Source organism: Maribacter sp. 2-571 (assembly GCF_050589625.1).
GTDB lineage: Bacteria > Bacteroidota > Bacteroidia > Flavobacteriales > Flavobacteriaceae > Pelagihabitans.
Window position 1 is genome coordinate 123,650 of sequence record NZ_JBNGOP010000007.1, and the last position, 25,667, is coordinate 149,316.

Consider the following 25,667-nt stretch of genomic DNA (forward strand, 5'->3'; position numbering starts at 1 on the left):
ATTTATGAGAACTATTGTATTGGTCGCGGTCACGTTTTGTATGACGGCGGTATCTTTCGGACAGGGATCGCAAAAAGCCAAAGCCCTACTGGACGATGTGTATAACAAAGTAAAGGGCTACGACAATATTTTTGTGGACTTCCAGTACAGTCTCAATAACAAGGAGGCCAATGTAAATACGGAGACCCGCGGCGACGTCACCTTAAAAGGAGACAAATATTTGTTCAATTACCTCGGCGCTCAACAACTGTATGATGGTAAAATGGTGTATAATATCGTTCCTGAAAACGAAGAAGTGATCATTGACACCCCTTCCAATGAAGAAAACACCATAACCCCTTCCAAAATGCTTACTTTCTACAAGGAGGGCCATACCTATTCTTGGGATGTGCTGCAAACGGTTCAGGGGCGGAAAATACAGTTCGTAAAACTGGTCCCTATTGATACCAATACCGAAATCAAATCGATTTTGTTGGGCATCGATGCCGAAACAAAGCACATTTATAAGCTGATCGAGACGGGTAAAAACGGTACGGTGACCACCATTACTGTTAATTCTTTTAAAACGGACCAACCCTTATCAAAAACCTTGTTTACCTTTAATGAGGGCAAATACAAGGAGCAAGGGTATTACATCATAAAAAATTAAGTTGTTACGACTTCTAGACCGATATATTCTATCGAGGTTTTTATTCAATTTTTTCAGTTCGTTCGTGATATTGATGTTCATCTTTATCTTTCAAACGATCTGGTTGTTTATCGACGATTTGGCCGGTAAAGGCTTGGATATCATCATTATTGGAAAATTTCTGTTTTACCTGATGCCCAACCTCACGGAAAAGGTACTTCCCCTTACCGTATTGTTATCGTCCATCCTCACCTTTGGCACCTTTGCCGAAAACTATGAATTTGCCGCCATGAAGGCCTCGGGCATCTCCCTTCAGCGGGCCATGTTAAGCTTGATCGTTTTTGTATTGTTTTTGGGCGGCGTTACCTTCTATTTTGCGAACAGTGTTATCCCGGCATCGGAACAAAAAATTTACAACATGCGGCGAAATATCGCCAAGGTCAAACCTGCCGCCGCAATCGAAGAAGGCGTTTTTAGCGATTTTGAGGGAATGAGCATCAAGGTCGATGAAAAGTTTGGGGAGAAAGACCGCTTTTTAAGAAATGTCATCATCCATCAAAAAACGGCCTCTAACGTTAACAATACTGTAATAAAGGCAAAGACCGGGGAGCTGGTCAGTAGCGAACGTTCCGATTTGATCCAACTGGTATTGAACGATGGGCATTACTACCGCGATGTTCAGGCCAAAGACAATAAAAAGAAACGAAAATATCCTTTTGCCAAAGCCGATTTTGAGGTGTACCGCATCAATATAGAGATTCCGGAGATGAATCAGGATATGGAAGAAGAAAGGGATATCAGCACCGATAAAATGAAAAACGTTGGGCGATTGATCAAGGATATCGATTCTCTAAAAAACGATAACCTCCGTATCGTGGGAGCGTTTTCCAAGAATATCGTGAACAGAATGGGCGGTTTTGTTCCTTTGAATACTACCGACACTATAGCGAATAGAAGCCCAAAAATCGATCAGATGCCGGCCCAGATGTCCGTAGTACAACAGGAACAGATGAAGGCCATGGAAGAAGATGAGGGTGATACCCCTATCACCGCTCCTATCGCTGAGATTGCCGCAAAGGACTCCGTTTTAAAACAGCCTAAAATTTCTAAGGACTCATTGGCCAAAATAACAAATGTTTTGGACCTTTTTCAGGATTGGCAACGGGTACAGGTGATGAATGCCGCCAGAAACGGGGCCTCAAGTATTTTGAGTTCCGTACAAGGAAAAAAAGAGGAGATGCAAAAACGCTATAAAATATACAACATGCATATTTTATCGTTACATAAAAAGTATGCCTTGGCGTTATCCTGTATCGTGCTCTTTTTTGTCGGTGCGCCCTTGGGGGCCATTATTAGAAAAGGGGGCGTTGGCCTTCCTATGGTAATCGCTATCATCTTGTTTTTGATCTATTATTTTGTCGGTGTTTTTGCGGGCAATTATTCAAAGGAAAATAACATTCACCCTATCCTTGGCGCCTGGTTGTCGACCTTAATTATGTTACCTTTGGGCATCTTTTTAACCAAACGTGCCACGGCCGATAAAGGGATGATGAACTTTAGTGCGGTTACCGATTTTTTCAAAAAACTATTTAAAAGAAAAACAGCTACTACATGACAACTGCCATGGAGAAGAACATAAAACTGAATACCATTTCCGAAGCCATTGCCGATATTGCAGAAGGCAAGGTGATTATTGTGGTCGATGATGAGAACCGCGAAAACGAGGGCGATTTTTTGGCCGCGGCGGAATTGGCAACACCGGAAACAGTAAACTTCATGGCAACCCATGGAAAAGGACTTATCTGCGCCCCTTTGACAGAAGGTCGCTGCAAAGAACTTGGCCTGCATATGATGGTCAACCACAACACAGATCCTTTGGAAACCGCTTTTACCGTATCGGTAGATTTAAGGGGAAACGGTGTAACCACCGGGATTTCAGCGGCCGACCGCTCAAAAACCGTTGTTGCATTGACCGATTCTGCGACAAAACCATATGATCTTGCGCGTCCAGGTCATATTTTTCCTTTGATCGCTAAGGAAGGTGGGGTTTTGCGAAGAACGGGGCATACCGAGGCGGCTATTGATTTTGCGCGTTTGGCCGGTTTAAAACCGGCGGGCATTATTGTGGAAATCATGAACGAAGATGGCTCGATGGCCCGTTTGCCTCAATTGATGGATGTTGCGAAAAAATTCGACCTAAAAATCGTCTCCATCGAAGATTTGGTCGCCTATCGGATGGAACATGATAGTTTGATCGATAAAAAGGAGGATTTTGAAATTACCACCCGTTTTGGGACGTTTCGGCTGCGTGCATACCAGCAAACGACCAACAATCACGTTCATATCGCCCTTACAAAAGGGAATTGGAGCAAGGATGAAAAGGTACTGACGCGAATCAATTCTACCTTAGTGAACAATGATGTATTGGGCACATTGACCCATAATCCCGATAAACAGTTGGAGGACATGTTCAAGGCCATAAACGAAGAGGGCAAAGGTGCCATTGTTTTTATCAATCAAGATTCCGAATCGCTAAATCTATTGGCGCGTTTGGCGGAGTTAAAGGAACTGCACAAGAAAGGCGTTCATAAGGCGCCAAAAATAGATATGGACACTCGCGACTTTGGTATCGGGGCGCAAATTTTGCACGATCTGAACATTAGCAAGTTGCGTTTGCTTACCAACAGCGCGCAGGCCAAAAGAGTGGGAATCGTGGGGTATGGGCTGGAAATCGTGGAATATGTTCCATTCTAAAACAGATCTTACCGCAGTTTTAGCTCGATTTGTAGAACCCTAGTTGCCGCAATGACCATTGCGTACAAAATGATATAGCGCTATATCGACCCGGAGTGGCATGTTTCAAGAGAATACCATACGTTTTTGGATGCCCCTTGCTTCCTTCGCTACACCGTAGGTCGGGCCAGCTCAAACAAGCCCCCGGATGATTTCGGCCATCTTTTGTGCTCTTGATTCCATGTCATCCGCTTCCCAACCAAGCTTGATCAAACAAGAGACGGTACGTCCCATCCAATGGTCGGAAGTTGAAAAATCCATACGGTCGTAATCGGGCCATTGCTCATATACCGCTCCGGCCATTTTCCCCAAAGACTTTTGCTGCAACAGATGTTCCCATTGTCTAAAATAATGCCAATTGTTATCGTACCAATAAAAGCAGGCATCGATCCCGTTTTCACCAAACGCCGTGTGTACCTTTTTTGCCAATTGTTGTGTGGGCATAAAAAAGTTTAGGAATGCATAGCTCTGAACACCGCCCTTGGGCACGCGCCGAAAACTGACCTCAGGTATGCTTTTCAATGCAGTGTGCAGTATATTGTAATTTCTTTCCTGAACGGCAAGAAATTCGTCCAATCGTTTCAATTGTGCCACCCCTACGGCAGCGTTCAACTCTGAAATACGAAAATTATATCCTAAATTCGGATGGGTTTCCGCACCTCTATCGGAACCGTTGTGATCGTGGCCATGATCTGAATACCGATCGGCGTTCTGTTTGTAAAGGTCCGAATCGGTAATAATGGCGCCACCTTCGCCACAGGTAATCGTTTTTACATAATCAAAGGAAAAACAGCCCAAATCCCCATAACTGCCCAGCGGTTTGCCCTCGTAAGTGCCGCCAATCGCCTGGCAAGCATCTTCGAGCAGCAGCAGTCCATGTTGATCACAAATGTTTTTTAAAGCCCTCAAGTCGGCCATAGAACCGCACATATGAACGGGCATTACCACTTTGGTTCGTTTTGTAACCGCCTTTGCTACCGCATCGGGATCCAAAGTTAGGGTATCGTCGATATTCACAAGAATGGGTACCGCACCCAACGCCAGAATCGCTTCAAAACTGGCCACAAAAGTAAATGTCGGTATCAGTACCTCGTCCCCTGCCCCTACTCCGGCACTGGCCAAAGCGACGGTCAGCGCAGCGGTGCCACTACTTACCGTTTGTGCGTGTTTCACTTGCATGCGTTTCGCCAAATCCCGCTCAAGTTCAAGCGCTTTCCATGTACCATTGCGCATTCCGTCAAATCCGTAGCGCATCAACACCCCGGTATCCAATACTTCGCTTACTTGTTCCTTTTCGGCTGCTCCAAAACGTTCAAATCCCGGCATAATGTTCCTTTGTTATAATGTGTACCATCTCAAATTAGCGCAACTCGATGATGCTTTCCTTAATATCTTTTCGCACTTTCTTAAAGTCGGCAAACATATCGTCCTCCGCTCTATAGCCGACAGGCATTACCAAAACCGAAGAAAGCCCCTTCTCTTTCAATTGTAGTATACGGTCATATTCCTGGGGCACAAAGCCTTCCATTGGACAAGAATCGATTTTTTCCATGGCGCAGATGGTCAGCAGGTTGCCCATGGCCAAATAGGCTTGGTTCGTGGCCCATTTTCGGACTTCGGATACCTCTTTTTGGGAAAAATTGGCGACCAATGAATCCTTGAAAGGTTCCAAAATGGTCGAACTGGTACCGCGAATTTCTGCTACTTGTTCAAAATACGCCGTAATATAGTCTTTGTCGATAACGTTCTCGATACACAAGACCAGTACATGCGATGCCTGTGCCACTTGTTCCTGTCCATAGGAATGGGCCACCAAGGCTTCTTGGATCGTTTTATTTTGTACTACCACCATTCGTATCGGCTGCAGACCATAAGAGGTTGCCGTAAGGTTGAATGCCATTTTCAATTTTTCCACCTTTGGAGCGGACAGGTTGCGCTCGGCATCAAATTTTTTAACGGCATAGCGCCATTCCATATGTTCTATACTATCTTCCATAAAATTATTTCGATCATATTATTGTTCTTGCAGGCTTACAGGTCATAAAACCATAGCTTTATGGACAGTATGATGATCATAATGATCAAAAACACCTTCACAAAACCGTCACCCTTGCCTACCGAAAATCTGCTCGCGTACCAAGCACCACTACCATTGCCTATGGCAAGTACCGCACCTACGTCCCACGCTACCTTATCGTTGATAACGAAAACCGTTAAGGCCGCCAGGGTATATAGCAATACTGCAACCGTTTTTGTCGCGTTCGCCCTTACAAGGGTCATTCGGTTAACATGATGCAAAAATAAGATAATTATAAAGCCTATTCCGGCATTTATAAATCCCCCGTAGATACCGATAAAGAAAAAAGCGATGACTGCTGTCCATAATCGTTTTCCTTTTATGTTTTCTTTGGGTACTTCCAACCGCATCTTGGGTTTCAACAACAGTAGAAACACCACCACGATCATTACACCTGCCAATATACGATTGAACAATGCTTCCGAGATGTCCACCGCAATATGGGCCCCCAAGAGGGCACCGAGAAGAGCCGAAATGCCCAAATAAATGTTGAAGGGGGCCGTAGTAACGCCTTTACTCGCAAAGCCAGCAGATCCCAGCGCATTTTGTACCACTACTGCTACCCTATTGGTACCGTTGGCAACGCTGGGCGGTAACCCCAGAAATATGAGTATCGGAAGGGAGATCAACGATCCACCGCCGGCGATGGTATTGATGCCACCGACTAGAAAACCGATACCGATCAGCATCGGATAATGGTACCATTCTGTCATGGCACAAAAATACTTCTAATCCGTTGAGATGAACACCAAAATAGCAGGTTCTTTGCACTATTATACCCTTTCGGAATATCCTTATTGTCCCGAAAAGAATACATGTTCGCGATGCTTTTTGTTGTGCACGGCTGCCCCGTCATCCAAACCATAAATTCTTAACATTTGGTTAATAATGCACGGGTATAATTCCTACATATCTTGCTACCTTTGTGCGACTAATAAAATGAACTCACCATGAAAAGAAATTACATCGGGCGATCTGCAATCGCCTTTTTTATCCTGATCTACGGGATTTTCCAAGGACACGCACAGGTGCCCTCCTACTATGCCGGAACAGACATTGCGGCCACTGGAGCGGTACTAAAAAGTAATCTTGCCACTTTGGTCACGGATTCCCAAACGACCGTATTAACGTATACCCCTGGAGTTTGGGACGCATTAAAGCAAACCGATCTGAATCCTGGTGACCCTAGTAAGGTATTTCTCATTTACGGTTATAATGATACCGATACGGATGGCACCAATGATCGTACGCGCTCAAAAGATATGAACGGCGGCAATGTCGGCGACTGGAACCGGGAGCACAGCTATCCAAAATCGTTGGGAAACCCCAATCTTGGAGAAACGGGTCCGGGATCCGATGCACATCACCTTAGGGCCTCCGATGTCCAGTTCAATGGGGTGCGGAGCAATTTGCGCTATACGGATGCCGACGGAAATGCCCGTCCGATAAACGGGGGGTTCTATCCAGGTGACGAATGGAAAGGCGACGTTGCAAGAATGATGTTCTATATGTACCTACGGTATGGAGATCGATGCCTTCCAAATGCGGTTGGTATCGGAGGGAACAGTTATGCTGCGGATATACCGGATATTTTCTTGGAATGGAACGCCGAAGATCCCGTTTCACAGGTAGAACTGAACCGAAATGTAATTTTGGAGGGCATACAGGGGAATCGCAATCCTTTTATTGATAATCCAGCCTTTGCAACGTCCATTTGGGGCGGACCACAGGCCGAAGATCGTTTTACGGGCGTTGATGCGCAAATTGTCATCAATGAAGTTGATGCGGATCAGTCGGGCACCGATGCTTCCGAGTTTATAGAACTTTATGACGGCGGTTTTGGCAATACTGCTTTGGATGGTCTCGTAATCGTCCTTTATAACGGTAATAGCGACGAAAGTTATGCAAGCATTGATTTGGACGGTTTTACGACCGATGCAAACGGTTATTTCGTAATCGGTAGTGCCAATGTTCGCAATGTAACATTGGAAGCGTTTACCACGAACGGAATTCAAAATGGTGCCGATGCCGTGGCACTCTATCAAGATGATGCCGCCTCCTTTCCTACGGGAACGGCAATTACGACCACTAATCTGTTGGATGCCCTAGTGTACGGGACTGGCGATGCCGATGATCTGGAACTATTGCCATTGTTGAATACGGGACAGAAACAAATAGACGAAAATAGCGATGGCAATGCAGCGGACAATAGCATGCAACGCCTTCCCAATGGCCAGGGAGGAACTAGAAATACCGATACTTATGGAGTATTGGTGCCCACGCCCGGAACCATGAATATGGAAGAGGTTACGGTAGATATGGAAGCGCCATCGGCCCCTTTAAATTTGTCGGTAACGGGGGTTACCTCCAACACCGCCACAATCGGTTGGGATGCTTCGACCGATAATATCGGGGTAGCGGAATATCAATTGTTTACGGAAAATACGTTACTTGCGAACACAAGTGCTACCAGCTTCCAACTGATTGGGTTACTTCCAAATACCGCATACGAAATTCGTATCGTGGCAGTGGATGCCGCCGGTAATAGCTCTGAAGCAAGCGACATACTATCTTTTACAACATTGGATTCGGTTCCTTCGACTGGAAATGCAATTGTCATTTCCGGAGTATTCGACGGCCCTTTGAGCGGTGGGGTACCCAAAGGTGTGGAGCTTTATGTAACCGAGGACATTGCCGATCTTAGCGTATATGGGTTGGGTTCCGCCAACAATGGTAACGGAACCAATGGGGTCGAGTTTAGCTTCCCGGCCGAAGCCGCCGCTGCGGGCAGTTTTTTGTATGTTGCTTCGGAAACTACCGGTTTTACCAGTTTTTTCGGCTTTGCCCCTGACTACGTTTCCGGTGCCATGGCCATAAACGGGGACGATGCCATTGAACTTTTTAAGGATGGAAACGTAATCGATGTTTTTGGGGAAATTGCCGTAGATGGCAGTGGAGCACCATGGGAGTATGCGGATGGCTGGGCCTACAGAACTGCAAATACCGGCCCCGATGGAGCTACCTTTGCACTTGGGAACTGGACTTTTAGTGGACCGAACGCCCTGGATAACGAAACGGTGAACGCTACAGCGACCAATGCGTTTCCTATTGGGAGTTTCACCACCGGGCCTGCACAAATTGTCATAAATGAAATTGATGCCGACAATCCCGGAACAGATGCCTCAGAATTTATAGAATTGTATGACGGTGGCACGGGAAATACAGCTTTGGATGGACTAGTAGTCGTTTTGTATAACGGTAGCGACGATCAGAGTTACAACAATGCGATCGATCTCGATGGTTTTACAACGGATGCCAATGGCTATTTTGTTATCGGCAGTGCCTTGGTCCCCAATGTGGACCTTGTGGCATTTACGACAAATGGACTTCAAAACGGTGCGGATGCCGTAGCCCTATACCAAGGTGATGCAAGTAGTTTTCCCAATGATACTCCCCTATTGATCAACGATAGCCTGATCGATGCCTTGGTGTATGACACCAGTGATGGTGATGATGCCGTTTTGCTTACGCTGTTAAACCCCGGAGAGGAACAAATAAACGAAGATGCTTTCGGGGATAAGGATGGCCAATCGCTACAACGACTTCCGAACGGTACCGGTGGCTTAAGAAACACCGGAGCGTATGAACCGGCTTTGCCCACACCGGGAACCGAAAACGGCGCAGTACCTCCAGCTCCGGATACCATTTCCATTTTGGAAGCACGAAACACCGCGGAAGGTGAATTGGTGACCGTTAGCGGTATTTTGACCGTTTCCGATCAATTTGCGGGTTCCGCCTATCTGCAAGATGACACCGCAGGTATTGCTATTTTTGACGAAACGGTACATGGCGAAGGCAATTTTATGATCGGCGATTCCATAACCGTCACCGGAACAAGAAGTGCCTTTAACGAGCAAGTACAACTCAGTTCGGTGACCGAAGTGGTCAATAATGGAGTACCGGACCAACAGATTCTTCCAAGGACGATAGCGTTTAATGAATTGGGCGATTATCCGGGGCAATTGGTCCGTATAGCCAACCCCGATTTTCCCAGACCGGGAGATATCCTTTTTGGTAATTCCAATTACGAACTATCCGATACCAGCGGCATTGGGGAAATACGAATCGATAACGACGTGGCGGCCATAGTCGGTCTGGGCCAACCGGATACCTGTTCCGAAGTTATCGGGGTAGTCGGCCGGTTTTTTGAGACCTACCAATTATTGCCCCGTTCCGATAGCGACCTTTCCTGTGCCGAACCGTACGTGCCCCCGGGAAGTACTATAGCAATAGATCAGGCCGAAACCTTCGACGTCGTGACCTGGAATATTGAATGGTTCGGGGAAGAATCCAATTCCCCTGCTGCCGGAAATCCAATGTCGGATGCCATTCAAAGGGATAGTGTTCGAACCATACTGGAATCTTTGAATGCCGATGTTATCGCCGTTCAGGAAATTGTAGACGTTCCCTTGTTCGAGGAACTTATCGGGACGCTCCCAAATTATAGTTATGTATTGTCCCCGGCGACCTCACGCCCCGACGCTACCGATGGTATGCAGCAAAAGGTCGGGTTCATTTACAACACCAATACCGTTTCCGTAGTCGATACCCGACCACTCTTGGAAAGTATTCATCCCCTATACAATGGCGGTGATGATACAGCCCTGGCGGACTACCCCGTTTCGGACAAAACCCGTTTTTATGCCAGTGGACGACTACCCTTTTTGATTACCGCAGATGTAACCATTGGCGGTAGTAGCAAACGTTATGATATTGTAGGTCTGCACGCTAGGGCGAACAGTGGTAGTAGTCCGCAAGAGCGCTACGATATGCGTAAGTTTGATGTGGAAGTACTTAAGGACAGCCTTGACACACAATTTGCGGATACCAATCTTATTCTTTTAGGGGACTTTAACGATGATGTCGATGAAACCGTGGCCGATGTTGATACGACCGTAAGTTCTTATGAGGTGTACACGGCAGATACGGAAAACTTCACCGTTTTAAGTGCGGCACTTAGCGAGGCCGGTTTTCGGTCGTTCGCATTTCGAGAGAACATGATCGACCATATTGCAGTGTCCAATGAAGTTGTTCCAACCTACATTGATGAAACCGTTAGCGTGGGATATGCTTTTTATGACAACGATTATACCAATACGGTATCGGACCATTTCCCCGTTTCGGCACGTTTTGTAACGGAAGTGATACGCTTGGAAACCCTTGTAACCGACAATGTGAGTTGCAATGGAGGAAATGACGGGGCGGCAACCGCAATCGTTAACGGCGGTGTGGGACCATACACCTACTTGTGGAGCGATGGGCAAACCGATGCCATGGCTAGCGGATTGATGGCTGGCGAATACTCCTTAACGGTTACCGATGCCTTGGGCGCTACCTTGGAAGGCACGGTTTTGATAACCGAACCCGAACCGATAGGGCTTTCCGTTTCGGAGGACATAAAATTGTATCTGGGATACCACCCAAGCGGTTGTAAAACCATTGACATAACCGCAATGGAAGGTGGACTTGCTCCATTTACCTATGCATGGAGTACGGGAGAGACCACGGCAAACATAAGGGTTTGCCCGGAAGAAACCACTGACTATACGATTACCGTAACGGACGCAAACGGTTGTACGGCCGAAGCTACGGTTAACATAGAGGTTGTTGATGTACGTTGTGGTAATGGTGATTACGATAAAGTGGAAGTCTGCTTTCGGGGAAGAACATTTTGCGTTTCACAGATTGCAGCATGGTTCTACCTTTACTACGGTGGCACCTTGGGAAGCTGTGACGGCGTTGCCGAAAATACGGTTACCTTGGAAACCTACCCCAATCCATTTACCGCTTATGTCATCGCGGATTTGACCGTCACCAAAAAATCAAAGGTGCGTTTCTTGGTCTATAACCGTTACGGCCGATTGATTAAGCGAGAACGCGCCATTATCGAAGCGGGAAATTCAAAAATAGAACTTCATTTTGGTTACCTAAGGCCAGGACCTTACTATTTGCAGACGATTATCAACGGAAGTTGGTACGCTACAGAGCAGTTGATCAAACAATAAGTTTGAAAACGTTTATGAGAAAAAGGCCATCAACCGTGAGTTGATGGCCTTTTTGTTACCATTTTATCTTTGAAATGGAATCATTTAATCGATAGCATATCCGTCTCCAAAACGGTAACTTAGGAGAAGTCCATGCGTATTCCCCAAAGGATTATCATTGGTCGCCAAATTGTAGTGATAGATCAACCGGAAATTTTTGATTAGGTAAACCCCGGCCAAAAAGTTAAGTGAAGCACTGGTCCGATAGCCGGTTCCTATCTCGAACTTATTTTTAAAACTGACCGCCAGGTTCAAGTCCGCTTGCAAAGGTGCGCCATTCTCATACCGAATGAGCATGTTCGGTTTGATCATCATTTCTTCAAAAATATCGGAGTAAAATCGGTAACCGAAATACCCATAAGTCGGGTTGGATAAATTTAGGTCGTCTTGGGAAGCCAAACGATCGCCTAAAATATTGGGCGCGGATACTCCAGCATAGAAGCGGGCATGATTAAACAGGAATCCGATGCCCCTGAAATGGCCGTAAACCGTAAAAACAAACTAACCATACTTCCAAAAACCGGTGTATGTTTGGGTACTACCATTAACGACTGCCGTATCCTCCATTGCGGCCAGCATCAATCTTTTAGGCTTTGTTGTCAGGTTCCATAACAGACAATACATGAGTTTAATCTACTCCTTTCTAATACCGCAGATCCCGCACCATGACCGTCAATAACATCAAATAAGTACCCAAGCCGTTTTTAATTTAAGGAATCGGCAGTATATTTAGTTGCTGTACTACACCATGATTAGTGCGGAAATGCGTTTTGGATGGCTCCGCCGTCAATAAAAAATCAAGTCGTAACAGTGCATACGGTGTGCGACAAAGCAACCCATGTTTTTAGGAATATGATAAAGAAAGTACTTTACATTATCGCCCTTGGATTGTTTGTAGCCACCATTTATCATGCCTACGAACTCTATTCCTTTAGTAAGGAACGGGACCATATCGTTCAGGATAAGGGTTTGCGCACGATGGAATCCTTAAAAAAACAGGTAGACGGGATTCTTTCCAGTATTGTTGACGAAGGAAAAAAACTCGCTGAAGATTTTGGCACAAATTCTTACAGCCAAGAGGAAATAGAAAAAATCATCAAGGAATCTTCACTTAAAATCCCAGCATTACAAGGGATAACGGCCTGTTATGAGCCCTATGCTTTCTCAGGAGATCGTAAACTGTTTTGCCCCTTTTACAATAAAGGAACAGCGGACTATATTTATGTAGGGGACAGTTATGATTATACCGATGCAACCCTCGATGGAACAGATTGGTACACCGGGGTTCGGGATAAAGGTGCCAAGTGGGTAGAGCCATACTATGCAAAAGCTGCCAAAGACTGGTACATTGACTATGGTATCCCCTTTTATTATACGGCAGGACCGAACAAGGGAAAGGTGAAGGGGACCATTACCATGAGCTTCGTTACCAGTGGCTTTAAAAGTATGATACTTTCACTTAGTTTGGGAAAAACCGGATATGGGCTCATCACTTCTACAGAAGGCACCTATCTTTCCCATCCTGTAAACGATTACATAGGAACGACCAACTTAAAGGAAACCAGCGAAAACGAAACGAACACTGTTTTAAAAAAGGCCTACAACGCCCTGTTGGAGGGACAATCGGGAAATGTGGAGCATGCTTCGGACGACAATAACGATACGGAACTCTTTTTTTATGATAAAATACCTTCCAATGGCTGGGGTATCGGGCTGATGTTTTCTAAAAATGAACTTTTGGGAAGCAAGGCCGCCCTTAACCATCGGTATATCAAGTTGACCTTATTTTTCTCGGCTTTTCTATTGATCATCATCGCCATTTATTTTAATAAGGATTATTTGGACCGGCAAGAAATATGGCAATTGAGTATACTGGCCACGGTATTATTGATCTTTAATATCCTTTTGATCGGATATCTGGAGCATACGGGGAGCAGGAGGATCAGTACCTCGGAAAGTCCTCCGATTGCCGATGTATCGAGCCTAGGGAGTTTTATAAACAAGCAGCAAACACGACGCAGGGAACTCAAACTGCCCGAAAGTACCCCGATACCAACGGGAATGTTCATCGAACGAATGGCTTTTGAAAACAGCTACAATCTTAATATCGGCGGTCGGATCTGGCAAAAATATCCTTTAAACTTGGTGGAAACCATTAGTGAGGGATTTCGATTGCCCCAAACCTCGCCCTTTGCCGAAGCCTCTTTTATAGAAGAGGTTTCCAGAAAAGAAATAAAGGGCATTGCCGGAAAACCGGACTATCTGTTGATCAGTTGGGACTTTCGGGTAACGGTGCAACAATACCTGAATTACGAAAACTTCCCGTTCGATAAGCGGCATATCAGTTTGGACATTGTCCCTATCAGCAATGAGGACCATCTGGTGTTTACCCCCGATTTGGCCAGCTATGAATTCACCAATCCCACCAGAAAGCCGGGGCTGAACCAAAACGTTATCGTATCGGGGAACAATATCATGAAAAGTTATTTCAACTATTCGGTGGCGTCATACGATACGGATTTTGGTTATGGCGCCAAAACCTTGTTTGAAGAGGTACCCATCTTGCATTACAACATCGATTTGAGACGTATTTTACTCAATACGTTCGTCACCTATTTGATTCCCATCTTTGTGGTATTGATCATGATGTACATTTTGCTCATCGCCTGTTCAAAAACCGAGGAGCGACAGGGTATTATAGAAGCGATGGCGGCATTTTTCTTTGTGCTCATCTTTTCGCACATCGACCTGCGAAAAGAAATCATTACCGCAGATCTCATTTTTATGGAGTATTTCTACTTCGTTACCTATTTGATGATCATTTTGACCACTTGGAACTTGATTACCTACGCTAAAAACAAATCGCACATATTTGACTTTAATGAAAATCAAGTTTTCAAAGCGGTCTATTTTCCATTTTTCTTTCTTGCAATGCTCATTATTACCTTATCCAAATTTTACTAATGAACATACTTTAATCTTGTTTTGCGGGCGATACCGATACGTAAAAATGGATGGAGTTTGGGAATAAAAAAACCTCGTAATTTAAGGACACCGAATCAGTCTTTTTTTAGCGAAACATTGTCTGCTTTCATAGGTTTTGCCCTTATTCGAATTCAAATTAAGGTGTTTGCATTTTTCTACTACCTATTCTATATAATTTAAGGCTTTTAGCTATAATGTTTATTATAATGCATATTTTATTTATTTTCATTATATTTGTGTAATATAATAAACAATTATGATTGATTCTATCACAATCAAAGACGTGAAATCCAAGCTAGGTGGGCTTTGTAAGACGAAAAGACAACGTTACGGTATGTCTCAACAAGACCTTAGTAATGCTTTGGGGTTGTCCAGGTATACGATTCAGAAATTTGAAAGCGGTAAAAATGCGACTTTGGATACTGTTTTAAAAATTGCCAATCATTTCGGTTTGTTACAATCCATCTTTAATGGCGTTAATCAAGTTATTGATCAAGAAAGCGACATTTCCTTATATTGATAGATGGCTAGAGATAAAATCATGGATGTAATTGCGTTTGGTAGAGAGATTGGTAAACTAGGCTATGACATAGATCGGGGCAAAGCATTTTTTCAATACAACCCTGAATTTTTGGAGTCTGGTCAATACTCAAAACTATTTCCGTTTATTTTCAAACGGACCAAACCTGTACAAGTATTTACCGAATACCAGCAAGACACTTTTCAAGGTTTACCGCCAATGATAGCCGATTCGTTACCGGACACCTTTGGAAACATCATTTTTCAAGAATGGTTAACAGCAAGAGGTATCCAAAAAGTAACACCGTTGGAACAGTTGGCTTATGTAGCGGATCGTGGTATGGGAGCGTTAGAATACAAACCCGTAAAAGAGCTAGCCAATACGACGGCTATAAACATAGATGAAATCATTACCATCTTAGAAAAAGTGTTAAAACTAAAGCAAGATACATCCGGTGCAGCCCTTGATGAATTGTCTTTGCTTAACGTATTCAAAATAGGAACTTCAGCTGGCGGTGCCAGACCCAAAATTCTTATCTCGGAACACAAAGAAACTGGTAAAATTATTGCTGGAGACAGCGAAACAAGCGCGGACTACAATCACTATCTAGTCAAGCTACATCTTGATGATAGCGATGGCTACAACAAAGAAAAAGTAGAATACGCCTACTATTTACTAGCGCAAGAAGCTGGTATTGATATGATGCCCTCAAAACTTATAGAAAACAAACATTTTGCAACATTAAGATACGACAGACAACACGGAGAAAAACAGCACGTATTGACTGTAACGGGGTTAACGGGTTGGGACTTTAAAAGTCAACCGGAAAACTCCTCCTATGAAAATGTTTTTAAAGTGGCCTTAGGATTGGAAGTACCACATAAAGATTTACAGCAACTTTTCAAGCGAATGGTTTTTAATGTCGTGTTTAAAAACGTAGACGACCATCTAAAGAACCACAGTTTTATTTATAACAAAGAGGAGAACAAATGGAATTTAGCTCCCGCATATGATTTGACTTATGCGCTTAACCCCCTATTTACCTTTAAAACCACTTCCAGAGCTTTGTCTATTAACGGAAAACGTACCGACATTACCATAAAAGACTTTCTAGTCATTGCAGAAGAATTTGTCATTAAAAACCCTAAGGGTATTATCAAGGAGGTACAGACATTGATTCCGAGATGGATGGAGGTGGCCGAGGAATTGGAGATACCTGAGAATATAAGCAAAGTAATCCAAAAAGAAATAAAGGGAATTGAACAATAAGCGTAGTTGAAATTGAAGATGCCGTATCAAAATTAGTAGGTCAGCCATTTGTGTAGAAAAAAAATATTTATACCATTTTAACTTTGAAATCGCGCGTATAGAAATTGAATTATTTTTTAGTTGTTCGAGGCAAAAAATATAAGCATAGCCTTAGCTACGGTTATATTTTTTAACGAAGAACAGCTGAAAAAGAAACGATTTATTAGTGCTATTTCAAAGTTAAAATGGTACTATTTAGAAACAGGTCATGACAATAAAAGGAAAAACGGTAAAGTTATTTTTTGAAGAAGGGAATCATCATGGTATAATTAACGCCGAAATGATTAACTGGACAGGTTTTGTTATTGTGGCGCCGCGAACCGCTTTACCCGAATTGTACAAAATGGAAGGTATCGATAGAGCCGGTATTTACTTTTTAGTATCAGATGAAGAAAAAAAGGTATACGTTGGCGAAACCATGAACGGTATCAAACGGCTTAAAGACCACGATGATAAAAAAGATTTTTGGGATAAACTTATTTTAGTGCAAACCAAGGATTTTAATCTTACCAAAACACATTGCTCATATTTAGAACATCGGTGTGGTCAACTTATTACAAAATCCTTTTATGATTTGGAAAATGTAAAATCTTTACACGATTATACAGGTACTTTACCAAGACCGGACATTAGTGACATGGAAGTTTTTTTAGAAAATATCTCTTTTATTTTGCCCGCTACCGGTGTCACTATCTTACAACCTATTGTCGCAAAACAAGACAAAACTAAAGCTGTAATTGCGTTTGAAATGAACAATAAGTATGTCACCGGAGAAGCCTATCTCCAAGACGATTTATTTGTTATAAAAAGAGGCTCTATTGGAAAAGAAAGCGTTAGTCCATCGCTTTTTGAAGGTTTAAAGGAAAAGCGAGAAGCGCTAATAAAAAAAGGAATTTTTAAAATTGAGAACGGGCAATTAGTGGTAATGGAAGATTATCCCACAACAAGCCCATCAACGGCAGGCTGCTATTTAACAGGAACGCCCATATCGGGACCTAAATATTGGAAGTTAAAAGGGACAGATATGACCTATAAAGATTGGGAAAAAAAACTAATAGAAGATAAGTGATATATTAATCACAAAGTTCGAATACTCATTAAAATAAAACTTATTGCTACAGTTGTACCGGGCCCTATTTCAAGAATGATCATTGAATTGAATATCAGGTAAATTTGTGCAAAAGAACCAACTTTTGGAAAGTTAAATACAACAACATTGTCAACCATAAAAACAAAACCCCATGAATTATATTCATGGGGTTTCTGCGGAGGAAGAGGGATTCACTTCGTGCGTCCCAGAAGGGAATCCAATACTTTGAACCAATGCTTCGGGCTATCGCCCAGGACCACTTTTTGTTTTAATCCAACTTCAAGAGCTTTGCTCTTGGTTTCCATAAAACAAAAAATGCTCCGCGACTACGTCGCGAAGCATTTCTTTAAAGCGGAGGAAGAGGGATTCGAACCCCCGGAGGTGTGACCCTCAACAGTTTTCAAGACTGCCGCATTCGACCACTCTGCCATTCCTCCTGACGCGGTCTGCGTATTCCCGGCATTTCTGCCTAAGAGGATGCAAATATAGAAAGGTTTTTCTATTCCCTAAAACCTTTTGGTAATTTATTGGAGAAATAAAGCATCAGACACTGGGGCACGCCTATCGTTTAAAAAGATATTTCTACTTGTTACGGTGCATCACGTTTGTTTTGGCCCCATTTGTTATCTTGCCTTTATGACGGAACCTAAGGTCAGTATTCTAATCCCCTTTAAAAATACCGAGGCATATTTACAGGAATGTTTGGATTCTATTTACACCCAAACCTACCGTAATTGGGAAGTACTCGCGATTAACGACCATTCCACTGATGAAAGCGAACGCGTTGTTAGCGGTTTTGTTAAAAAGGATGCCCGTTTCAAGTTGTTTCAAAATGAAGGAAATGGGATTATCGAGGCACTTCGAACGGCCTATGCCAACAGTACGGGGCTCCTGATCAGCCGTATGGATTCTGACGATATCATGACCTATGATAAATTGGAAATAATGGTCGGTTCGTTAAAGAAATATGGCAAGGGGCATGTCGCCGTTGGCATTGTTCAATACTTTTCGGATCGGGGCATCAGTAATGGTTATGAACGCTATCAGACCTGGTTGAACGGTCTTACGGCGAAGGGTACCAACTACACCGAGATCTACAAGGAATGTGTTATCCCCTCCCCTGCTTGGATGAGCTATCGAGAAGATCTTGATGCCTGTGGGGCATTTGCGCCAAACCGGTACCCCGAAGATTATGACCTCACCTTTCGATTTTATGAAAAAGGACTAAAGTGTATCCCAAGCGATCGTTTGGTACACTACTGGCGGGATTACGACAGCCGTACTTCACGAACCAGCGCACATTACGCACAAAATTATTTTCTCGACATTAAGCTCCATTATTTTTTAAAGTTAGAATACGATCCGTGCCGACCATTGGCGATTTGGGGTGCGGGAAACAAAGGCAAGGAAATTGCCAAAGGACTGTTGGCCAGAGCCATATATTTCTATTGGCTTTGTGATAACCCGAAGAAAATCGGTAAGGACATCTATGGCAAAGAAATGTTGCACTACGGCGTACTCGGTACACTTGAAAAGCCACAGAGCATTATCACCGTAGCCAATACTGCAGCACAACAAATGATACAAAACTATTTTGCAGAACGTAATCAACGTAGTGGCAGCGATTTTTTCTTTTTCTGTTGACCGGACCGCATAAAAGGAACGGACCGGTCCATTCCATTTTTTTTCATCTTTTGTTTGCGAATAGGGACCTTTGATTTTTGAATTTCCTACTTTTGTTTATACATTATCAGGAAATGCAGTTTCAATATCCAGGGCTTCTTTGGGGATTACTTCTTTTACTCGTTCCGATAATTGTCCATCTGTTTCAGCTACAACGCTTTAGAAAAATCCCTTTTACCAACGTTAAGTTTCTTAAAAAAGTAGTATCGGAATCCAGACGCAGCCGAACACTTAAAAAATGGTTGTTATTGTTAACGCGTTTGGCCCTATTGGCGGCCCTCGTTATCGCCTTTGCAAAACCGTTTTATGCCGAAAAGCGTGCGTTAAAACCAAAAGACACCGTCATTTATCTGGACGATTCGTTTAGCATGCAGGCCAAAAAAGAAGGCAATACACTTATGAGGGAGGCCGTACAGTCTTTGATAGCTGCCGTTCCAAAAGAACTTCGCTTTACCTTGTTCACCAATAGTACCGTTTATCGCAATGTTACCATTTCAGATATTCAAAACCGTTTACTGGAGGAGACGTTTAGTTCAAAACAACTGAACTTTACCGAGGTATATGCCAGGGCCAACAACTTTTTTTCCGATCAGGAGGTTTCCGATAAGGAATTCATCGTCATCTCCGATTTTCAAAACCGGTTTGCCTCAATGAATGTGGACTCCCTGTCCGCTATTCGATTACATTTGGTACAAATGGTTCCGGACGATGTGAAAAACATTTCTATCGATTCTACCTATATCGTCAACAATGCAAATGAAAGTGCGGAATTGGTTACCCTTTTGTCGGCCAACAACGCAACGGAAAACGTTCCGATATCTCTTTTTAATGGGGATACCCTTATCGCAAAAACGGCTGCCGCCTTTACCGACGACCGCAAAGCAAAGGTCGTTTTTACATTACCGACCGACAATGCGATACAGGGGAAATTGGAAGTAAGCGATTCAGGACTTTCCTATGATAATCGGTTGTACTTTAATGTCGATGAGACGCCCAAGATAAAGGTACTTTCCATAGGGGCGTCAACCTCAAAGTTTCTAAACCGTATTTATACGAGGGACGAGTTTACGTTGACATCGGTCCCGCTTTCGGGCTTGAACTACGGGGCGATATCTTCTCAAAATCTACTCATTTTAAACGAACTGTCCACTATTCCAACGGCACTGTTAACAAATCTATCTTCATTTGTGGAGGAGGGTGGGCATTTTTTGCTCATACCGGCCGACGATATTGACCGTCCAAGTTATAATGAGCTACTGGCCAACTACTTTTCCACAGCAATCTTAGAAAAAATCAGTTCGGACAAACTAGTAACGAACATCGCTTTTACCCATCCTTTGTACAAAAATGTATTTGAAAAGAAAGTGGTCAATTTTAGCCATCCAACCGTAGGATCGTCCTATGAAATGAAGACTACCGCGCCACGATTGCTCTCTTTTCAGGATAATAGTCCCTTTTTAGTGGGCGATGGCGGGAAATATGTTTTTTCCGGAGCGATCAATGAGGAGAATTCCAACTTTATCGGGTCGCCACTGATCGTACCCACACTCTATAACATTGGAATGTTCAGCCTTCGTTCGCCAGCGATATATCACCTTATGGAACAAAATGTTTCGGTGGATATTCAGGCGAAACTGGTAAAGGACAATATTGTAAAGCTACAAAAAACGACACGAGAACTGATTCCGCAACAACGGGCACAGGCGAACAAGGTAAGCTTGTATTTTGATGAAACGCTTCCCGAAGATGGCATATACGCCATAACCGATAATATAAAGACCTTGGGACAATTAAGCTTCAACCATTCCCGTAAAGAAAGTACTTTGAATTATTTGGACCTAAGGGATGTTCGTGCCGATTCTAAAAATACGGAAGTGGCCACATTATTTGAAAACATGGAAAAAGACAATCGCATTACCGAGCTTTGGAAATGGTTTGTTATTTTCGCAATGGTATTTTTATTGCTGGAGGTACTCATCCAAAAATTTATAAAATCGTGAAAAATGGATGTGGTCGCACTTACGGAACGATAGTGCACGTGATGTGGTATTCCTTCTATAAAAATGATTTCCCGTTTCTCGACTTGATATGAACGTACTTATAAAATTCGCTAAAATAATAGCCCCTGCACAAAAGGAACTGCACCTTAAGAAAAGGGATATTTTAGTGACCAATGGCCGTATTGCCAAAATTGCCGCCAATATTACCGCTCCAAACAAAGGAACAAAAGAAATACGTTTTAGCGATCTTCATGTTTCCTTAGGTTGGTTCGATAGTGGGGTCTCCTTTGGGGAGCCGGGCCATGAGGACAGGGAAACCATAGCCAATGGATTGGATACGGCAAGTATATCCGGATTTACGGATGTTGTATTGAATTCCAATACCTATCCGGTACCGGATAGCGGCTCCGATATTGTTTACGTAAAAAATGCAGGAAGGCTCAAGGGTACTGCCTTGCATCCGTTAGGGTGCCTGACCAACCTTTCCGAAGGGGAACATTTGGCGGAGCTCTTTGATCTACACCAAAATGGAGCAGTAGGCTTCTACGATTTCAGGAAACCGGTCACCAATGCAAACCTGCTTAAAATTGCATTGCAGTATGCCCAAAACTTTAACGGCCTGGTCTATTCCTTTCCCTTGGATACCAGTATTGCGGGAAAAGGGGTGGTGAACGAGGGAGCGGTTTCTACAACACTTGGCCTAAAGGGAATTCCGTCCTTGGCGGAGACCTTGCAGATAACAAGGGACCTTTCTATTTTGGAATATACGGGAGGTAGGTTGCATATCCCCACGATAACCACCGCTGCAGGAGTAAAACTAGTTGCAGAGGCGAAGAAAAAGGGATTGGATGTAAGCTGTAGTACCACCGTTCACCACCTGTGGTTCAACGATACGGTACTTTCCGATTTTGATACCGATTATAAGGTAATGCCACCGCTTCGTACAGCGAACGATACCAAAGCGCTGATCAAGGGGCTTAAAAACGGAACGATCGATTACGTTACCACAGACCATACCCCGCTGACCATTGAAGAAAAACGTGTGGAGTTCGACCATGCGGCCTATGGTACCCTGGGAATGGAATCGGCCTTCGGTATCTTGAACCAAATTTTTGACCTGGATACTACCATTACGCTGTTGACCAAAGGTCGCGAACGGTATGGTATACCTTTGCCATCTTTTGCAACCGATACGCCGGCGAACTTTACGCTATTTGACCCCCATACGATAAATGAGGTGGGAAACACCCCCTTAAAAAGCACCTCTAGGAACAATGCCTTTAAAAATCAGGTGCTTAAAGGGAATGTTTTAGGAATAATCAATAGGGAGCACGTAATAATTTAGTATTTTTCGAGTTTAACTAATAATCAACCCTAAACAGTATCATGATGGAACAATCAGTAAAAGAAGAAGGTAAAACAATCGCTATTATCGCCTATATCACCCTTATAGGACTATTAATAGCCTTTTTTATGAATAATGACAAGAAAAACGAATTTGCAAAATTCCATATCGGACAGTCCTTGAGAATTTCGATCTTGGGCCTTGCGAATTCCGTATTAGCGGCATTTTTGCCCGCCTCCATAGCGATCGTTTCTACGATCATAAGCCTTGCGGTACTTGTACTGTGGATCTTGGGATTGGTGAATGCCATTAACCTAAAGGCCAAACCGGTACCTGTAATCGGTACTATCGGCGGATAACCTAAAAACAATTCATTGAAAAAAGGAGACCTCTTAGGCCTCCTTTTTTTGTTGAATACCTTAGGTTCCGCTAACTTTGTACCATGGGTAAAGAAGAAACGGGAAAAACAACGGCCATCGTAGCGTACCTAACGATGGTAGGGGCGTTGATCGCCATAAGTATGAATTCCGAACCAAAACATGATTTCGCCCGTTTTCACATTCGCCAAGCATTCGGTCTGCATCTGTTTTTTTTAGGTTTCGCCATTTTTTTAAGCCAGTGGTTCAATGCCTATGCATGGTACGGCCTATATATCTGCTATATTGTCCTCTGGGGCTATGGGTTTATAGCTGCCCTTACCGATAAAAAAAGTACCGTACCCGTACTGGGTCCCCTGTTTCAAAAATGGTTCACTTTTATTTCATAGTATGACCACAGCCCCTTTATCTTTAACCCATCTCATAAGGCCATCGGACCCAACAACGGACAAGGCTCCGGTAATTTTTCTTTTTCACGGGTATGGAAGCAATGAAGAAGATCTTTTTTCCTTTGCATCCGAATTGCCCAAAGATCACACGGTCATATCGGCACGTGCCCCATATGCAATGGAACCGTTCGGATATGCCTGGTATGCCATAAATTTTGATGCGGAACAGGGCAAATGGAGCGATAACAAACAAGCCATAAGCTCTAGGGAAAAAATAATCGGTTTTATCGAAGAGGCCTGCCGGACCTATCATTTGGATGATACTCGGGTAACCTTACTGGGGTTTAGCCAAGGGACCATTCTCAGTTATTCCGTGGCACTCTCCTACCCCGAAAAAATAAGGACGGTCGTCGGGCTGAGCGGTTACATCAATGAGGACATACTGATACCGGACTACAAAGGGAAAGATCATTCCAACTTAAGCATCTATGCCTCCCATGGTCAGGTAGATCAGGTGATACCACCCGAATGGGCCCAGCGCATATCCCCTTTTCTAAAACAATTGGATATCCCTCACGTTTATGAAGAGTTTCCCGTAGGCCACGGCGTTTCACCGCAAAATTTAAACTCCTTTAAAAACTGGCTGTTAAAACGATAAGCCTTATACCATTTTAACTTTGAAATGGTACGTATAGAAATTGAATTGTTTTTTAGGTATTCAAGGCGAAAAACCTAAGCATAGCGGCAGTTACGGTTATTTTTCTCAACGAAGAATAATTGAAAAAGAAACCATTTATTAGTGCTATTTCAAAGTTAAAATGGCATTAGTTGCTACGTGTATATAGCAAATGGTCCATAAGCGTAAAATCGACCCCTAAATCATCTTTCAGCTCATACTTAAGCCGTATTTCCCCCCAGTATTTTCCATCCGAAAAATCGGCAATGATCCATTTATGGTTCAATAACTTTATTCTGTTCAGCTTAAAATCGCTTTCCATCCCCTCATATGGAATCAATGGATTATCGCCTTTGGACTCATTGGTTTCCAGAAGTTTATCGGCAATATAACGGGCCGGGTCTTGCAGCTGTAAATGGTCGTAATAGGCAAGCGCATCATCATTGTTTTCCAACGAAAAATATTGCATGTCCAACGCCTTTAATTGAGCGTTCTGCACCGAATCCTTTAACTGCTGTACCTCCGTTCGTAGCGCTTGAATCTTTTGGTCTTTGACATCGGCCATCTTACCTCCGCTAACAAACAGGTAAAGTGCGATAAGGGCCGCAAAAATAAATAGGTAAAGGAAAATTTTGTGCTTCAAAATAATGGGTTTTAAAATAATAAACGAAGGGATGACAACCCTAGTATGTATCGAACGTGTCTTACGTTTTTCTAATGCCTATAAATTTCGCCTTTCGCACCATAATAATGATCTAAAAGCCTTAGTTTCCGGTACTGGTACTGTATACAACTTAGACGGCGTCCTATCTCTAAACTTCGATGACCAGATTGTCATAGGCCAAATGCACATGTTCGGGCAAACTACGGCTTACCTCCTCATGAAACCCTAAATGATGGCTGATATGGGTAAAATACGCGGCCTTTGGGCCTACCTTTTCTACAAAGTCAAGGGCTTCTTCCAAATTGAAATGCGAATGATGGGGCTCTTGGCGCAACGCATTTACTACCAATACCGTGCAACCCTTTATTTTTTCCAACTGATCATCGGCCATGCTTTTAACATCGGTAAGGTAGGTAAAGCCACCGATCCGATAACCAAAAACCTGCAACCTATTGTGATAGGCCTCTACAGGTACTACCGTTTTGTTGCCTAGGGCAAAAGAGACGTTGGGTACTACTGTGTGTATGGCGACCGCCGGGGCGCCGGGGTACCGGTTTTCGTTTGCAAAAATATAGTCGAAACGGCGTTCCAATGCGGTGACTACCCTTTTATGGGCATATATGGGTATATCGCCCTGTCTGAAAAAAAAAGGGCGAATATCATCGATACCTGCCGTATGATCGGCGTGCTCATGGGTAAACAGTATGCCGTCCAACCGGGATACCTTGTGGGTCAACATTTGTTGCCTAAAATCGGGACCACAATCGATTACATAATTGTAGTCGCCCCATGAAATCATTACGGATACGCGAAGTCGTTTGTCCTTGGGGTCCTTGCTCAGGCAAACCGGATGGGTACTCCCGATTATAGGGATCCCTTGAGAGGTTCCCGTACCCAAAAATGTAATTTTCAAACCTGACTTCATGTGATACCAAATTTATAACATAATTTGTTAAAAGATGTTTTTAACTTCTTAACTTTGTTTAGCGTTGTACAATCAAATCAAGCTGCGTCAGTACCCGAAAAAT

20 protein-coding genes and 1 tRNA gene are annotated in these 25,667 nt (G+C 43.5%); 14 read left to right on the forward strand and 7 right to left on the reverse strand.

Annotated features, from left to right (window positions below):
- Positions 1-4: 4 nt before the first annotated feature.
- The 3 genes from ACRD7P_RS07340 to ribB are packed head-to-tail and all read left to right on the forward strand — an operon-like array spanning position 5 to position 3,382.
- Positions 5-649 carry a LolA family protein gene (locus tag ACRD7P_RS07340; RefSeq protein WP_430906896.1) on the forward strand — a complete coding sequence of 215 codons (645 nt, stop codon included), beginning with the start codon at positions 5-7 and terminating at the stop codon, positions 647-649.
- 1 nt (position 650) lies between these two features.
- Positions 651-2,243 carry an LptF/LptG family permease gene (locus ACRD7P_RS07345; RefSeq protein WP_430906897.1) on the forward strand — a complete coding sequence of 531 codons (1,593 nt, stop codon included), beginning with the start codon at positions 651-653 and terminating at the stop codon, positions 2,241-2,243.
- Positions 2,240-3,382, forward strand: coding sequence for a 3,4-dihydroxy-2-butanone-4-phosphate synthase (gene ribB / locus ACRD7P_RS07350; RefSeq protein ID WP_430906898.1), 1,143 nt, complete (start codon positions 2,240-2,242; stop codon positions 3,380-3,382). The genes ACRD7P_RS07345 and ribB overlap by 4 nt, the downstream gene beginning before the upstream one ends.
- Positions 3,383-3,553: 171 nt before the next feature.
- On the opposite strand, the gene ACRD7P_RS07355 is transcribed toward ribB, so the two are convergent.
- From ACRD7P_RS07355 to ACRD7P_RS07365, 3 genes are read right to left on the reverse strand one after another with little or no spacing between them, the layout of a single operon-like run.
- Positions 3,554-4,747, reverse strand: coding sequence for a DegT/DnrJ/EryC1/StrS family aminotransferase (locus tag ACRD7P_RS07355; RefSeq protein ID WP_430906899.1), 1,194 nt, complete (start codon positions 4,745-4,747; stop codon positions 3,554-3,556).
- Positions 4,748-4,781: 34 nt separating this feature from the next.
- Complete coding sequence (locus ACRD7P_RS07360; RefSeq protein ID WP_430906900.1) at positions 4,782-5,417, reverse strand: nitroreductase family protein; 636 nt, start codon at positions 5,415-5,417, stop codon at positions 4,782-4,784.
- Positions 5,418-5,452: 35 nt separating this feature from the next.
- Positions 5,453-6,211 (reverse strand): sulfite exporter TauE/SafE family protein, encoded by a 759-nt coding sequence (locus ACRD7P_RS07365; RefSeq protein WP_430906901.1) that lies wholly within the window; start codon positions 6,209-6,211, stop codon positions 5,453-5,455.
- 237 nt (positions 6,212-6,448) lie between these two features.
- Between ACRD7P_RS07365 and ACRD7P_RS07370 the strand changes: the two genes are divergently transcribed.
- Positions 6,449-11,563 carry an endonuclease gene (locus ACRD7P_RS07370; RefSeq protein ID WP_430906902.1) on the forward strand — a complete coding sequence of 1,705 codons (5,115 nt, stop codon included), beginning with the start codon at positions 6,449-6,451 and terminating at the stop codon, positions 11,561-11,563.
- An 84-nt stretch (positions 11,564-11,647) separates the two neighbouring features.
- Here the strand turns inward: ACRD7P_RS07370 and ACRD7P_RS07375 are convergent, their stop codons facing one another.
- Entirely contained in the window at positions 11,648-12,070 is a 423-nt protein-coding gene (locus ACRD7P_RS07375; RefSeq protein WP_430906937.1) for a PorP/SprF family type IX secretion system membrane protein, read from the reverse strand.
- A gap of 384 nt (positions 12,071-12,454) precedes the next feature.
- On the opposite strand from ACRD7P_RS07375, the gene ACRD7P_RS07380 reads away from it, so the two are divergent.
- The 4 genes from ACRD7P_RS07380 to ACRD7P_RS07395 all read left to right on the forward strand — a co-directional run bounded on the left by ACRD7P_RS07380 (position 12,455) and on the right by ACRD7P_RS07395 (position 17,484).
- Entirely contained in the window at positions 12,455-14,566 is a 2,112-nt protein-coding gene (locus ACRD7P_RS07380) for a PDC sensor domain-containing protein (protein ID WP_430906903.1), read from the forward strand.
- Positions 14,567-14,843: 277 nt separating this feature from the next.
- Positions 14,844-15,107 carry a helix-turn-helix domain-containing protein gene (locus ACRD7P_RS07385; RefSeq protein WP_430906904.1) on the forward strand — a complete coding sequence of 88 codons (264 nt, stop codon included), beginning with the start codon at positions 14,844-14,846 and terminating at the stop codon, positions 15,105-15,107.
- A 3-nt stretch (positions 15,108-15,110) separates the two neighbouring features.
- A complete protein-coding gene (locus ACRD7P_RS07390; protein ID WP_430906905.1) occupies positions 15,111-16,376 on the forward strand; it encodes a type II toxin-antitoxin system HipA family toxin in 1,266 nt (421 codons plus the stop codon).
- Positions 16,377-16,623: 247 nt separating this feature from the next.
- Positions 16,624-17,484, forward strand: a complete 861-nt coding sequence (locus ACRD7P_RS07395; RefSeq protein ID WP_430906906.1) for a GIY-YIG nuclease family protein — start codon at positions 16,624-16,626, stop codon at positions 17,482-17,484.
- A gap of 373 nt (positions 17,485-17,857) precedes the next feature.
- On the opposite strand, the gene ACRD7P_RS07400 is transcribed toward ACRD7P_RS07395, so the two are convergent.
- Positions 17,858-17,942, reverse strand: a tRNA-Ser gene (locus ACRD7P_RS07400).
- 199 nt (positions 17,943-18,141) lie between these two features.
- Here ACRD7P_RS07400 and ACRD7P_RS07405 point away from each other — a divergent pair.
- The 6 genes from ACRD7P_RS07405 to ACRD7P_RS07430 all read left to right on the forward strand — a co-directional run bounded on the left by ACRD7P_RS07405 (position 18,142) and on the right by ACRD7P_RS07430 (position 23,957).
- A complete protein-coding gene (locus ACRD7P_RS07405) occupies positions 18,142-19,149 on the forward strand; it encodes a glycosyltransferase family 2 protein (protein WP_430906907.1) in 1,008 nt (335 codons plus the stop codon).
- A 113-nt stretch (positions 19,150-19,262) separates the two neighbouring features.
- Positions 19,263-21,188, forward strand: coding sequence for a BatA domain-containing protein (locus ACRD7P_RS07410; RefSeq protein WP_430906908.1), 1,926 nt, complete (start codon positions 19,263-19,265; stop codon positions 21,186-21,188).
- Between the two features lie 88 nt (positions 21,189-21,276).
- Positions 21,277-22,533: a dihydroorotase gene (locus tag ACRD7P_RS07415; RefSeq protein ID WP_430906909.1), complete on the forward strand. Its 1,257-nt coding sequence runs from the start codon at positions 21,277-21,279 to the stop codon at positions 22,531-22,533.
- Positions 22,534-22,574: 41 nt separating this feature from the next.
- Complete coding sequence (locus ACRD7P_RS07420) at positions 22,575-22,892, forward strand: hypothetical protein (RefSeq protein ID WP_430906910.1); 318 nt, start codon at positions 22,575-22,577, stop codon at positions 22,890-22,892.
- 83 nt (positions 22,893-22,975) lie between these two features.
- Positions 22,976-23,299: a hypothetical protein gene (locus ACRD7P_RS07425; RefSeq protein WP_430906911.1), complete on the forward strand. Its 324-nt coding sequence runs from the start codon at positions 22,976-22,978 to the stop codon at positions 23,297-23,299.
- Between the two features lies 1 nt (position 23,300).
- Complete coding sequence (locus ACRD7P_RS07430; RefSeq protein WP_430906912.1) at positions 23,301-23,957, forward strand: alpha/beta hydrolase; 657 nt, start codon at positions 23,301-23,303, stop codon at positions 23,955-23,957.
- Between the two features lie 166 nt (positions 23,958-24,123).
- Here the strand turns inward: ACRD7P_RS07430 and ACRD7P_RS07435 are convergent, their stop codons facing one another.
- Positions 24,124-24,618: a hydrolase gene (locus ACRD7P_RS07435; RefSeq protein ID WP_430906913.1), complete on the reverse strand. Its 495-nt coding sequence runs from the start codon at positions 24,616-24,618 to the stop codon at positions 24,124-24,126.
- Between the two features lie 169 nt (positions 24,619-24,787).
- The gene (locus tag ACRD7P_RS07440) at positions 24,788-25,552 is read right to left on the reverse strand and encodes an MBL fold metallo-hydrolase (protein WP_430906938.1); all 765 of its coding nucleotides are present in this window, start codon (positions 25,550-25,552) and stop codon (positions 24,788-24,790) included.
- Between the last annotated feature and the right edge of the window lie 115 nt (positions 25,553-25,667).